Consider the following 12,150-nt stretch of genomic DNA (forward strand, 5'->3'; position numbering starts at 1 on the left):
TCGGCATCCCGAACGCTCCCTCTGTCCCGGAACTGTTCCGGAACCGTCCCGGAAAGGGAGACTGCATGAGCCGCAGTGATGTCCCCGGCCGACGCCTGCTGTTGAAAGGGGCGCTCGGCGCGGGCGCCCTCGCCGCCGTACCCGGCCTCGCTCACGCCGCCACGCCCGGCGCCCCCCACGCCGCGGGCCCCGGTGCGGACCGTACGCCCGCCGCGGGGCCCGCGTACCGCAACCCGCTGGTGGAGCGGCGGGCCGATCCGTACATCCACCGGCACACCGACGGCCGTTACTACTTCACGGCGACGTCGCCCGAGTACGACCGCATCATCCTGCGCCGATCCCGCTCCCTGCGCGGGCTGTCGACCGCCGAGGAGTCGGTGATCTGGCGCAGACACACGAGCGGCGACATGGGCGCGCACATCTGGGCGCCGGAGATCCATCACATCGACGGGAAGTGGTACATCTACTTCGCCGCGGGACGCGCCGACGACGTGTGGAAGATCCGGATCTGGGTGCTGGAGAACGACCACCCGGACCCGTTCCGGGGCACCTGGACGGAGAAGGGGCGGATCACCACCGCCTGGGACACCTTCTCCCTCGACGCGACCACCTTCAGCCACCGCGGCACCCGCTATCTCGCCTGGGCGCAGCAGGAGCCAGGACTCGACAACAACAGCGGTCTCTTCCTCTCCGCGATGGCGAACCCGTGGACCCTGAAGGGCCCCCAAATACGGCTCAGCACACCGGAGTTCGCCTGGGAGACCATCGGGTTCAAGGTCAACGAGGGGCCGGCCGTCATCCAGCGGAACGGCCGGGTCTTCCTCTCGTACTCGGCGAGCGCCACCGACCACCACTACTGCATGGGGCTGCTCACCGCCGGCGCGGACAGCGATCTGCTCGACCCCGCGTCCTGGTCGAAGTCGCCCACGCCGGTCTTCGTCAGCAGCGAGGCGAACGGGCAGTACGGTCCGGGCCACAACTCGTTCACCGTCGCCGAGGACGGGCGGACGGACGTGCTCGTCTACCACGCGCGGCAGTACAAGGAGATCACCGGCGATCCGCTCAACGACCCGAACCGGCACACCCGGATCCAGGGTCTCGGCTGGAAGGCGGACGGCACCCCGGACTTCGGGGTGCCGGTGGCCGACGTGCCGGTCCCTGACACCTCCGCGGCGGTGACGCGGTACACGATGACGGCGTTCACCAACTCCAGCGAGTCCAACATGTACGTGTACGAGTCGGCGGACGCGCTGGGGTACACGCTGCTGAAGGGGCCCGCGTACACCCCGCCCTCGGGGCTGATACGTGACCCGAGCCTGATCAGACACACCGACGGCTACTACTACATCGTGCACACCACCGACTGGACCGGGAACACGATCGGGATCGCCCGCAGCAGGGACCGTACGAACTGGCAGTTCTTCGCCCGCCACACCCTGCCGGTGGCCGGGCTCGCGCGTACCTGGGCGCCCGAGTGGTTCGTGGACGCCGACGGCCGTACGCATATCGTCGTCTCGCTCGACACGACGAACACCTACACCTTCCGGCCGCATCTGCTCACCGCGACGGACGCGTCGCTGCGCACCTGGACGACTCCGAAGGCGGTGGCCGGGCTCGACCGGTCGAACTACATCGACACGTTCGTCGTGCGGCACGACGGCAAGTACCACGCGATCACCAAGCAGGAGACGACGAAGTATCTGGAGCACGCCGTCGCCGACCGCCTCGAAGGGCCGTACACGTTCACCGGCACCGGCGACTGGGCGGGCTGGGGCAGTTGGCGTGAGGGGCCCGCGCTCGTCCCTCTGGACAACGGCGGCTGGCGGATCTACTTCGACGGCTACGCGGAGCAGAAGTACTACTACAGCGACAGCCTGGACGGGCTGCGCACCTGGACGCCGATCCGGCAACTGCCCGGAGGACTCTCGGGCTTCGCACGGCACTTCACCGTACTGAGGGAGCGTGTCTGAGATGAGTCGCGTGTACGCGTACGAGAAGGGCCGGGCGTACGGAAGGGGCCGCGTGCGTACGTTCCTGCTCGCGCTCTGTGTCGCGGTGGCGGGGCTCTTCCTGCCCCAGGCCGCAGCGCAGGGCGCCGAGGCAGGACCGGTGTCCGTCACCAACGGCGGGCAGTTCACCGACACCGGCGGCCAGTTGCTGCACGCCCACGGGGGCGGGGTCATCAAGGTGGGCTCCTGGTACTACTGGTTCGGCGAGAACCGCAACGCGGACAACACCTTCCGGTACGTGTCGGCGTACCGTTCCGCGGACCTGAAGACCTGGGAGTTCCGCAGGCATGTGCTGACCCAGGCCAGTGACCCGGAGCTGGCCGCCGCCAACATCGAGCGGCCGAAGGTCGTCCACAACGCGGCGACGGGCAGGTTCGTGATGTGGATGCACAAGGAGAGCGCCACGGACTACAGCCAGGCGCGGGCCGCCGTGGCCACGTCCGCCACGATCGACGGCGACTACGCCTGGAAGGGCAGTTTCCGGCCGCTCGACACCCATATGTCGCGCGACATCACCCTCTTCACGGACACCGACGGCACCGGCTACATGGTGTCGGCGGCCCGCGAGAACTACGACCTCCAGATCTACCGGCTCACGTCCGACTACACGGGCGTCGCGAGCCTGGTCGCCAACCCCTGGCCGGGCGGCCACCGCGAGGCGCCGGCGCTCTTCAAGCGCGGCGGTGTGTACTTCATGCTGACGTCGGGCGCCACCGGCTGGAGCCCGAACCAGCAGCAGTACGCCACCGCGACCTCGCTCGCCGGGCCGTGGAGCGCGATGCGGAACGTGGGCGACGCGACGGCGTACAACTCCCAGACCGCGTACGTCCTGCCGCTCCAGGGCACGTCGGGGACCTCGTACCTCTACATGGGCGACCGGTGGGGCAACTCGTTCGGCCAGAAGGTCAACGACTCGCGGTACGTGTGGCTGCCGCTCGCCTTCCCGACCAGCACCTCGATGACCATGGACTGGTACCCCGAGCTGACCGTCGACACGGCGGCGGGCACCGTGACCGGTTCCGGCGGGCCGTACGAGACACTGACCGCCCGGCACAGCGGCAAGTGCGCCGACATACCGAACCAGTCGGTCGTCGACGATGTCGCGGTCACGCAGTACACCTGCAACGGGGGCGGCAATCAGCGCTTCTGGTTCAGGAACACCGGTGACGGCTATGTGCAGTTGATGGCCCGGCACAGCTCGCTCTGTCTGACCGAGACCGCCGCCGACGTCCAGCAGCGCGCGTGCGGCGGCGCACCCGAGCAGCAGTGGCGGGTGACGGTGAACGCGAGCGGCCACACCACGCTGACCGCCCGCGCGAGCGGCGAATGCCTCGACGTCGCCTCGGGGTCCACGGAGAACTCCGCCAAGGTCATCACGTACACCTGCACGGGCTCCACCAACCAGCAGTGGCAGCGGGCTACCTGACGGCCGCGTCCAGCCAGACCGCCGTGTCGGGCGCCAGCAGCGGCGCGCCCGTCGCCTCGTCCGTCGTCAGCTCCTCGCTGCCCAGCAGCGGGACCGCCCCCGCGGGCAACGGCAGAGGAGCGTCGGAGAAGTTGACGCGGCACTCCAGGCCGGCGCCCTTCCTGAAGGCCAACTCGCCCTCGGCGGACGGCAGCCAGGTGAAGCTCTCGTCGCCGCGGAAGCCCCGGCGCAGCGTCAGCGCCGTACGGTACAGCTCCAGGAACGAGCCGGGGCGGTCCGTCTGCGCCTCGACGGAGTGGGCGCCCCAGCCGGCCGGCTGGGGCAGCCAGCTCCCGCCGGGGCCGAAGCCGTGGCTGGAGCCGGACGCCGTCCACGGCATCGGCACCCGGCAGCCGTCCCTGCCCTTCACCGTCCGGCCGGTGCGCTCCCACATCGGGTCGCGCAGCGCGTCGGCGGGCAGGTCGGCGACCTCGGGGAGGCCCAGCTCCTCGCCCTGGTAGAGGTAGGTCGTCCCGGGCAGGGCGAGGGTCAGCAGCGCGGCGGCGCGGGCCCGCCGCCGGCCGCGCACCTCGTCGGGCGGGGGCGTGGGGCCCTCGCTCATCAGCCAGGCGCGCAGGTCGGTCGCCTCGGGCAGGGCGTACCGGGTGAGATGGCGGACCACGTCGTGGTTGGAGAGCACCCAGGTCGGCAGGGAGCCGACGGACGCCGCGCCGGACAGGGACATGTCGATGACGTCCCGGAAGGTCTCGGCCCCCCAGGGGCAGCGCAGATGGAAGAAGTTGAAGGCTTGGTGGAGTTCGTCGGACCGGGTGTAGAGCGGCAGCCGCGCCGCGCTGACACCCGCCTCCGCGACCATGATCCGGGACGGGGCGTACGAGTCGGTGATCTTGCGCCAGGTGCGGTAGATGTCATGGACCTCGTCGCGGTCCCAGAAGGGGTGGTCCTCGCCACTGGGCGGGGCGTTCAGGGGCGCGGTGTCGCCGCCGCGGGTGTCGCGCAGCGGCGGGGTGAGGTCCTTGCGCAGGCCGTGCGCCACGTCGATCCGGAAACCGTCGACGCCGAGGTCCAGCCAGAAGCGCAGGGTGCGCTCGAAATCGGCGATGACATCGGAGTTCTCCCAGTTCAGATCGGGCTGCTCGGCGGCGAAGATATGCATGTACCACTGGCCGTCGGGGACCCGGGTCCAGGCCGCGCCGCCGAACTTGGACTGCCAGTCCGCGGGCGGCTCCGCCCCGTCCGGGCCCCTGCCGTCCCGGAAGACGAACCGGTCCCGGGCCGCGGACCCCGGCGGGGAGGCGAGGGCCTCCACGAACCAGGGGTGCCGGTCGGAGCAGTGGTTGGGCACGATGTCGACGATCGTACGGAGCTGAAGCGCCCGGGCCCGCGCCAGCAGCGCGCGGAAGTCGTCCAGCGTGCCGTGGCGCGGGTCGACGTCCCGGTGGTCGGCGACGTCGTAGCCGCCGTCGGCAAGCGGGGAGGGGTAGAACGGCGTGAGCCAGACGGCGTCCGCGCCCAGCTCCGCGACATGGCCGAGGCGGTCGGTGATCCCGCGGAGGTCGCCCATGCCGTCGCCGTCGGCGTCGGCGAAGCTCGGGACGTAGACCTGGTAGACGACGGACTCCCGCCACCAGTCGGGCGGGCCGCCGCTACCGCTTCCGTCGCCGACGCTGCCGTCCGGAATCGCGTGCTGAGTCACTGGTGCCTCTCGTGCCGGGATGGAACCGGTCTGAAACTCTAGTGGCGCGGTGCGATCATCCCTTCACCGCACCGGCCCGCTTCTCCCGCTCCGGGTGGTCCGCGTGCAGCGAGCGCAGCGCCATCAGGAGCACCCCGATGTCATCGAGGTACACGGGGTCGGGCAGCAGGTCGACCGGCAGCACCAGATAGCCGAGGGCCGCCCAGAACAGCCACTTCTTCGTCGGCGGCACACCCGCCTTCCGCAGCACACCGCGGGCCCGGACGAGCCGGACGGCGAGGACGATCGCGGCGCCCAGGGTGAGGACCACCAGTACGACGGCCACGGCGACGAGGATCTGGAGTTCGCTCACGGCGCTCTCCCCTTCGGATAGGTCTCCGGGGCGTATGAGGCTCCCCGCCTGTCCGGATACCCACCCGGCGCCGCGTCAACGGCTCCGCACACCCGTACGGCCCGGGGCGCGGCCGGGGAGGATCTTCACGAATCCGCCGTCGACCAGGACCACCACGCCACCGCAGCGGCAGGCACAGTACTCCACCACCCCCTGCGAACTCGCGTGGCGGGAGAGCAGGGACCAGCGCGCGTCGTCCGCCGCGCCCGCCCGGCCGCAGACGGCGCACCGGTCCTCGCCCGGCCCTTCACCCGCGCCTCCGCCGGGGCCTCCGCCCCGATCCGCGCACCGGTCCCCCTCGGGACACCCGCCCTCACCGCACCGTATTCGCATACGGCCAGAGTGCTGTCATGACCTAGATACGTTCAACCATTACATTCGCTAGGCTGCGGTGATGCAGTTCACCCACTACGGCGGCGAGGCCGCCCTGCTCGCCGTGGACCTCGTCAACGCCACGGCCGACGGCGCCCCGTTCACCCCCGAGACCCTGGAGCCGCTGCTCGCCGCGCGCGGCACCACCCGGCGCTCCCTGACCGCCGGGGAGGCGGCCGAGGTCGAGGCGTGGAGCCACCGGCTGGCGCCCTGTTTCGGGCCGCGGGATCCGGAGGCGCGGCGCGAGGACGTCAACGGCCTGCTGGCCGAGGCCGCCAGCAAGCCGTACATCACCGTCCACGACGGCCACGCCCCGCACCTCCACTACGCCGACCCGGCCCTGGGCCCGGTCGCCCACATCCGCGCCGTGACGGCCGCCGCCCTCGCCCATGTCATCTGCTTCGCCGGCCACACCCGCCTGGGCCGCTGCGCCCGCGCCCGGTGCGGCCTGGCCTTCGTCGACACGTCACGCAACGGCAGGCGCGCCTACTGCTCCGTACGGTGCGCCAACAACGACGCCGTGGCCCGGCACCGGCGGCGGGACGCGGCCTCCTGACGAACGCGCCCCGCCGGCAACACACGTCATCGGCGAAAGCAAGAGCGCCCCTCCGGCCGAATCCGGTCGCGGTCCGGCCCGGTTCCGCATCCACGCCCGGAGCAGATCGAAAAGATTCAGCCATGATCATCGCGAGAGCATTTCGTGGTACGCCGTCGCCAAACGGACGTTCTACGCGCAGAGATTCGCGCCATTCGGCCGCAACTCCGCGGCGATGGTGAACCGTTACGTCACCCCTCCTGCACCCACGGTGAACCATGTGTGTTTGTGACGGCCCGCCGCGTGGCCGAATGGCGTCAGCGGAAGAGTGCCCCGCTCAGCGCGGGTGCTGACGGACTGTCACCAGTCCCGGCACCCCGCGTCACGGGCTTTGCAGGAGTTCATTCGCGGGAGCCCGGCGGGACGGCGGGGCGGGTCGCCCCGAGCGGCCGACAAGGGGTCGGGGGACCCGGTTCCGGGGCGTCGGGGCAGGTCCGTGCCGTCGGTCCAGAAGTCGGTCTTGCCCGATGCCCGGACGGAGCCAAGGATTCAGATCGTGCGATTGACAGGTTCACGGCCAAAACCGAATGGCGGTGAACGGTCGTACGCCAGCGGTCCGCTTACCCGACGGCCGCGAAGCTCCCCCACTCAATGGAGGATGTTGTGACCATCAAGCGCTTTTCCCCCCTCAGCGCGGTGTCCAGACGAGCCCGGCTCCTCGCCGTCGCCTCGGGTCTGGTGACCGCGGTCGCGCTTGCGGCCCCGAGTGCCGTCGCCGCCCCGGCGCCGGCCCCCGCTCCTTCCGCGGCGCAGCTCGCCGCCGCCAGCAGCGCCATCGGCGAGGCCGACATCGCCGGTACGTCCTGGTACACGGACAAGGCGTCCGGCAAGGTCGTCGTCACCGTCGACAGCCGGGTCTCCGACGCGCAGATCGCCGAGATCAAGAACTCCGTGGCGGACACCGCCGCGGGCGTCACGATCAAGCACACCGAGGGCAAGTTCAGCAAGCTGATCGCGGGCGGCGAGGCCATCTACGCCGGCGGCGGCCGCTGCTCCCTCGGCTTCAACGTCCGCAGCGGCTCGACGTACTACGCGCTGACCGCCGGACACTGCACCAACATCGGCAGCGCCTGGTACACCAACTCCGCGGGCACCGCCTCGCTGGGCACCCGCGCCGGGACGAGCTTCCCGACCAACGACTACGGTCTCATCCGCCACTCCAACACGGCGGCGGCCGACGGCCGGGTCTACCTGTACAACGGCTCGTACCAGGACATCACCAGCGCGGCCAACCCCACGGTCGGCCAGAGCGTGCGGCGCAGCGGCTCCACCACCGGCGTGCGCTCCGGTACGGTCACCGCGCTCAACGCGACCGTCAACTACGGCGGTGGCGACATCGTCTACGGCATGATCCAGACCAACGTCTGCGCCGAGCCCGGCGACAGCGGCGGCTCGCTCTTCGCCGGCACCACGGCGCTGGGCCTGACCTCGGGCGGCAGCGGCAACTGCACCTCCGGCGGCACCACGTTCTTCCAGCCGGTCGTGGAGGCCCTGAACGCCTACGGCGTCAGCGTCTTCTAGCCGGCCCCGGCCCTTCCGTACGGCCGGAACCACTGACCTCCCGGTGACCGGCCGTACGGAAGACGCCCCGCACGACCGCAGGACCGTATGACCCGCACGGGCTCCCCCACACCCGTGCCCGCTCCACCGACGACCGGCGGGCCGCGCAGAGGATGCGCGGCCCGCCGTGTTCGTTCCGTCCCCACGTACGCCGCGCTGACCGCGGCCGGGGGCAGCGTTACGCGGTCGTCCTCGACCCGGACGGCTGCGGGGTCTCGCCTCTCGCGGACGCCGCGTAGGCGCGCTCGTAGGCGCGGAGGGTGAGCCCGGCCAGCGCGCGGGTCTCCCTGGCCAGATGCGCCTGGTCGGCGCAGCCCGCGGCGAGCGCGGCGTCGGCGTACGGCACCCCGCGCCGTACCAGCTCCAGCGCGCGCTGGAGCCGCAGCACCCGGGCGAGCGTCTTGGGGCCGTAGCCGAAGGCGTCCAGGGAGCGGCGGTGGAGCTGCCGGGCGCCGAGGCCGACGGCATCGGCGGTCACGGCGACCGTACGACCCGCGTCCAGCCCGGTGACGACGGCCCGCAGCAGGGGGTCGGGCGGTCCGGAGGCGGCGGCGCAGCGGAGTGCCGCCGTCTCCAGCGCGGTGGCCGGATCGGTGGTGGCGGCGACGCGCGCGGTGAGGTCGGTGAGGGCGCGCGCCTTCGCCGGTGACCAGAGGTCGGCGAGCTCGACCCGCCGGTCGCGCAGTTCGTACGCCGGCACCCCGAGCAGCGCGGGCGCGGTCCCGGGCGCGAAACGTACTCCGGCGCAGTACAGCCCGGACATGCCCTCGGGCACGTACGCGCGGGTGTCGGGCCCCGCGACGAGCAGCCGTCCGCCGATCCACAGCAGGTCCATGCAGCCGTCGGGGAGTACGGGGTAAGGGTCGGGGCCCGGCCCGGACCCCGGCCCCGTCGTCGCCGCTGCCGTCGTCCCGGTCCAGACGATCGCGCCGTCGAGCCGCGACGCCCGTTCCTGGTACATGCGACTCAGGCTAGTGCTCCTCCCGCACTGGAGCCCGGCCCCGGCGCGGCTAACCGTCCGTCCCCGGCCCCTGCCCTGTACCTGTCCCCTGCCCCGTACCGTTCGTCTTCCCGCTGCCGCTTCCGCTCCCGTCCCCGTGCCCGGCGCCCCCGCCCGGCCCCTTCGCACGGTGCCACCCCCCGTGCAGCCGCGCCGTCATCCGTGACTTGACGTCGTCCGGCGGCAGGAACTTGGACCAGCGCTCCGGGAACTCCGAGGGCATGTCCGGGTCGGTCACGTCGTCGTCCTGCGGTCCTTCCGCGGACGCCGCCGCGCGGGCCACCAGTTCCGCCACCTGCGCCACGCGCAGCCGTTCGTTGGCGGCGCGGGCCGCGGCCGTGGAGACCGACGGCCAGACGCGGTCGATCGCCGCGTTGACCGCCGCCCCCACCAGCACCGCGAACGCGGAGACTCCTATCCAGAGCAGGACGGCGATGGGCGCGGCCAGTGAGCCGTAGATCGTGGGGCCCTCGACCGCGTTCGTCAGGTAGATCCGGAGCAGGAAGCTGCCCAGGACCCACATGCCGAGGGCGACCAGCGCGCCCGGCATGTCCTCTATCCAGCGGGATCTGACCGGTACGGAGACGTGGTAGAGCGTGGTGAGGAAGGCGATGGAGAGGACGATCACCACGGGCCAGTAGAGGACGCTGACGACCTCCGTGCCCCAGGGGATGAACTCGACCACCCGGTCGGGGCCGACCACCGCGAGGGGCAGCACCACCGCGCCGATCACGATCGCCACCACGTAGAGCAGGAAGGCGAGCAGCCGGGTGGCGACGATGCCGCGCCGCCCGTCGAGGCCGTACATGACCGTGATCGTGTCGACGAAGACGTTGACCGCCCGGGAGCCCGACCAGAGCGCGATCGCGAAGCCGAGGGAGATGACGTCGGGCCGGCCGCCCCGGGTGAGGTCGGCCAGCAGGGGTTTGGCGATCTCGTCCACGCCGCGCGCCGAGAGGACCGTGCCGGAGGCGCTGAGGATGTTCCGTTCCATGGAGGCGACCGTGGTCGAGTTGGTCCAGTCGTCCACGTAGCCGAGCAGGCCGATCAGTCCGAGGAGCAGCGGCGGCAGCGAGAGCAGCGTGAAGAACGCCGCTTCGGCCGCGAGCCCCAGGATCCGGTATTCGATGCACGAGTTGACGGTGTCTTTCAGCAGCAACCAGGCCATCTTCCGCTTGGATACGTTGCGGTAGAGGACTCGGGCCCGGTGGAGTCGGCCAGTCGGCCGCTCAGGTGTTTCTTTTGCTGCCTGCACCTCCTTACCGTATCGGCATGGCAGCCAGCACCCATACAGTGACCAACCAGGTTCCGCCCCTGGTGGGGTACGACGTCTTCCGCGCCGACCGGGTCCTCTCGGAGGCCGTCGAGCGGCACAGCGCGCCCGGTCTGCTCGACGGGACCCGCGCGGAGCTGACGGCGCTCGGCCGCGCCGCCGGGTCCGCCGAGGTCCAGGAGTGGGGGGCCAGGGCCAACGGCCATCCGCCGGTCCTGCGCACCCACGACCGGTACGGCAACCGGATCGACGAGGTCGACTTCCACCCCGACTGGCACCATCTGCTCGGGCGGGCGGTCTCCTCGGGGCTGACCGACGCCTGGGGCAGACCGGACGGCCATCTCCGGCGCGCGGCCGGTTTCCTGGTGTGGAGCCAGGCGGAGGCGGGGCATCTGTGCCCGGTGTCGATGACGCACGCGGCGGTGCCCGCGCTGCGGGCGGATCCGGCGCTCGCCGCGGAGTGGGAGCCGCGGTTGACGGCGCACGCGTACGAGCCGGGGCTGCGGCCCGCCGCGGGCAAGGCCGGTGCGCTCTTCGGCATGGGCATGACGGAGAAGCAGGGCGGCAGCGACGTACGGACGAACACGACGGCCGCGCTCCCCCTGGACGCGTCCGGGGAGTACGTCCTGACCGGGCACAAGTGGTTCTGTTCCGCGCCGATGAGCGACGGGTTCCTGGTGCTCGCGCAGGCGCCGGGCGGGCTGACCTGCTTCCTCGTCCCGCGGGTGCTGCCCGACGGGACGCGCAACGTGTTCCGCCTCCAGCGCCTCAAGGACAAGCTGGGCAACCGGTCCAACGCGTCGGGCGAGGTCGAGTTCGACGGGACGTGGGCGCGCCGGGTCGGCGAGGAGGGGCGCGGGGTTCGTACGATCATCGGGATGGTCGCGGCGACCCGGCTGGACTGTGTGCTGGGATCGGCGGCGCTGATGCGGCAGTCCGTGGCGCAGGCGGTGCACCACGCCACGTACCGGACGGCGTTCGGCGGTGAGCTGGTCGACAAGCCGCTGATGCGCAACGTACTGGCCGATCTGGCGCTGGAGTCGGAGGCGGCGACGACGCTCACGCTGCGGCTCGCCACCGCGTACGACGCGGACACGGACGAGGAGCGGGCCTTTCTGCGGCTCGCGGTGCCGACCGCCAAGTACTGGGTGACCAAGCGGGGTACACCGCTGGCCGTGGAGGCCCTCGAATGCCTGGGCGGCAACGGGTACGTGGAGGAGTCGGGGATGCCGCGGCTGCTGCGCGAGTCGCCGCTCAACTCGATCTGGGAGGGCGCGGGCAATGTGCAGGCACTGGACGTGCTGCGGGCGCTCCAGCGGGAGCCCGCGGCGCTGAACGCGTTCCTCCAGGAGGTCGGGCGGGCCCGGGGCGCCGATCACCGGCTGGACCGCGCGATCAAGGACCTGCTGACCGAGCTGGCGGACCTGGCGGGGATCGAGGCCAGGGCGCGGCGGCTGGTGGAGCGGATGGCGCTGGTGCTCCAGGGGTCGCTGCTGGTGCGGTGGGCGCCGCCGGAGGTGGCGGACGCGTTCTGCGCGTCGCGGCTCGGCGGGGACTGGGGCGCGGCCTTCGGCACCCTGCCGCACACCCTCGACCTGGCGTCGGTCGTGGAGCGGGCGCGGCCCGTCGTCTGACCGGGCGCGGTCCGTCGTCCGACCGGGCGCGGTCCGTCGTGCGACCAGGCACGATCCGTCGTCCGCCCGGGCGCGTACGTCAGAGGTGGTGCCGCGCCGACACGGCACCACCTTTGACTGATAGTCACTTTCACGCACCGGTCAGCGATGCGCCAGGGTTGCAGGCCGTTGCAGAGGAATCGATACGGCGCCTT

At 71.7% G+C, this 12,150-nt stretch carries 10 protein-coding genes; 5 read left to right on the plus strand and 5 right to left on the minus strand.

What is annotated here, in order from left to right:
• The first annotated feature begins 65 nt into the window (after window positions 1-65).
• Complete coding sequence (locus tag ACIO3P_RS08480; protein ID WP_401848451.1) at window positions 66-1,970, plus strand: family 43 glycosylhydrolase; 1,905 nt, start codon at window positions 66-68, stop codon at window positions 1,968-1,970.
• A gap of 1 nt (window position 1,971) precedes the next feature.
• Window positions 1,972-3,435, plus strand: a complete 1,464-nt coding sequence (locus ACIO3P_RS08485; protein WP_401848449.1) for an RICIN domain-containing protein — start codon at window positions 1,972-1,974, stop codon at window positions 3,433-3,435.
• Here ACIO3P_RS08485 and ACIO3P_RS08490 read toward each other — a convergent pair.
• The 3 genes from ACIO3P_RS08490 to ACIO3P_RS08500 form a co-directional block, all read right to left on the minus strand.
• Window positions 3,428-5,131, minus strand: coding sequence for an alpha-amylase family glycosyl hydrolase (locus ACIO3P_RS08490; RefSeq protein ID WP_401848448.1), 1,704 nt, complete (start codon window positions 5,129-5,131; stop codon window positions 3,428-3,430). The two genes, ACIO3P_RS08485 and ACIO3P_RS08490, sit on opposite strands and share 8 nt — an antisense overlap.
• Window positions 5,132-5,186: 55 nt before the next feature.
• Window positions 5,187-5,483 (minus strand): YkvA family protein, encoded by a 297-nt coding sequence (locus tag ACIO3P_RS08495; protein WP_329828096.1) that lies wholly within the window; start codon window positions 5,481-5,483, stop codon window positions 5,187-5,189.
• 75 nt (window positions 5,484-5,558) lie between these two features.
• Entirely contained in the window at window positions 5,559-5,855 is a 297-nt protein-coding gene (locus ACIO3P_RS08500; protein ID WP_329828097.1) for a hypothetical protein, read from the minus strand.
• A 61-nt stretch (window positions 5,856-5,916) separates the two neighbouring features.
• On the opposite strand from ACIO3P_RS08500, the gene ACIO3P_RS08505 reads away from it, so the two are divergent.
• Both ACIO3P_RS08505 and ACIO3P_RS08510 read left to right on the plus strand, forming a co-directional pair.
• Window positions 5,917-6,450: a CGNR zinc finger domain-containing protein gene (locus tag ACIO3P_RS08505; protein WP_401848446.1), complete on the plus strand. Its 534-nt coding sequence runs from the start codon at window positions 5,917-5,919 to the stop codon at window positions 6,448-6,450.
• Window positions 6,451-7,092: 642 nt separating this feature from the next.
• Entirely contained in the window at window positions 7,093-8,010 is a 918-nt protein-coding gene (locus tag ACIO3P_RS08510) for a S1 family peptidase (protein ID WP_329828099.1), read from the plus strand.
• A gap of 217 nt (window positions 8,011-8,227) precedes the next feature.
• Here the strand turns inward: ACIO3P_RS08510 and ACIO3P_RS08515 are convergent, their stop codons facing one another.
• The gene (locus tag ACIO3P_RS08515; protein ID WP_401848444.1) at window positions 8,228-9,010 is read right to left on the minus strand and encodes a helix-turn-helix domain-containing protein; all 783 of its coding nucleotides are present in this window, start codon (window positions 9,008-9,010) and stop codon (window positions 8,228-8,230) included.
• 49 nt (window positions 9,011-9,059) lie between these two features.
• Complete coding sequence (locus ACIO3P_RS08520; RefSeq protein WP_401848443.1) at window positions 9,060-10,304, minus strand: YihY/virulence factor BrkB family protein; 1,245 nt, start codon at window positions 10,302-10,304, stop codon at window positions 9,060-9,062.
• Window positions 10,305-10,321: 17 nt separating this feature from the next.
• On the opposite strand from ACIO3P_RS08520, the gene ACIO3P_RS08525 reads away from it, so the two are divergent.
• Window positions 10,322-11,956 (plus strand): acyl-CoA dehydrogenase family protein, encoded by a 1,635-nt coding sequence (locus ACIO3P_RS08525; RefSeq protein ID WP_401848441.1) that lies wholly within the window; start codon window positions 10,322-10,324, stop codon window positions 11,954-11,956.
• Window positions 11,957-12,150 lie beyond the last annotated feature (194 nt).

It is taken from the genome of Streptomyces sp. NPDC087310 (assembly GCF_044744405.1).
Lineage (GTDB): Bacteria > Actinomycetota > Actinomycetes > Streptomycetales > Streptomycetaceae > Streptomyces.

Coding starts and splice junctions, on each gene's coding strand:
- ACIO3P_RS08480 (WP_401848451.1), top strand. CDS start 66: ATGAGCCGCAGTGATGTCCCCGGCCGACGCCTGCTGTTGAAAGGGGCG.
- ACIO3P_RS08485 (WP_401848449.1), top strand. CDS start 1,972: ATGAGTCGCGTGTACGCGTACGAGAAGGGCCGGGCGTACGGAAGGGGC.
- ACIO3P_RS08500 (WP_329828097.1), bottom strand. CDS start 5,855: ATGCGAATACGGTGCGGTGAGGGCGGGTGTCCCGAGGGGGACCGGTGC.
- ACIO3P_RS08505 (WP_401848446.1), top strand. CDS start 5,917: ATGCAGTTCACCCACTACGGCGGCGAGGCCGCCCTGCTCGCCGTGGAC.
- ACIO3P_RS08515 (WP_401848444.1), bottom strand. CDS start 9,010: ATGTACCAGGAACGGGCGTCGCGGCTCGACGGCGCGATCGTCTGGACC.
- ACIO3P_RS08525 (WP_401848441.1), top strand. CDS start 10,322: ATGGCAGCCAGCACCCATACAGTGACCAACCAGGTTCCGCCCCTGGTG.